This is a genomic window from Micromonospora sp. AMSO31t, assembly GCF_008868175.1.
Classification (GTDB): Bacteria; Actinomycetota; Actinomycetes; order Mycobacteriales; family Micromonosporaceae; genus Micromonospora.
Map to the genome: position 1 here is coordinate 1 of NZ_WBKT01000322.1, position 731 is coordinate 731.

The 731-nt window shown below is 72.9% G+C and carries 1 protein-coding gene; it reads right to left on the reverse strand.

What is annotated here, in order from left to right; translation table 11 throughout:
• A partial coding sequence (locus F8274_RS30775; protein WP_151465905.1) for a hypothetical protein occupies positions 1-731 on the reverse strand: 731 nt, incomplete at both ends.

The window sequence follows — 731 nt, forward strand, 5'->3', positions numbered from 1 at the left end:
CGCGGTGGAGGGAGTACAGGGTCAGCAGGGCTGCTGTCACGAGGGGGGCGCCGTCCCGGATCAGGCCGTCCGCGCCCAGGAGCCACCAGCACAGGGGGAGGTCCACGGCCAGGGTGGTCAGGGTGATGACCACCAGGAGCTTGCGGGCCCACCGGCGGTCGCGCAGCAGGAAGGCGGTGCAGAAGAGCACCGCATAGCTGACCGCGATGCCGGCGGCGAACCAGAACAGCACGGCCGGCACGGCGCTGATCCGCCCGTCGAGGATGGAGCCGGTCGCCACCAGGGCCGGGACCAGCATCAGCGGGCTGTAGGTGAACGCGGCGACCCGGGCCGTGAGCAGCCAGCCGGTGACCGGCGGGCGCTTCGGGACGACCTCCCGCCAGGAGATCACCCCGCCCTCGACGACCAGGCCCTTGCGGTGCCGGACCAGGTGCGCACCGACCGCCTCGGAGCGGTAGAGCAGCACCACCACCGCGACGCAGAGCGCGGTGAGCACCGCGAAGCCGAGCAGGCCGGGCAGCGGCGGCACCCCCGCCCGGGGTACGACCAGCCGGCCCACCGCGAAGACCGTGGTCACCGACAGGATGAGCCCGAACGGCTTCGCCACCACCCGGCCCCGCTTGACGTGCCCGATCAGCAGGAGGAAGCCCAGCGACCGCAGCATGGCCCAGCCGGTGCGGACGGCCAGCCCGAACTCCTGCTCCGGGGCGTACCAGTAGTTGAGCAGTTCG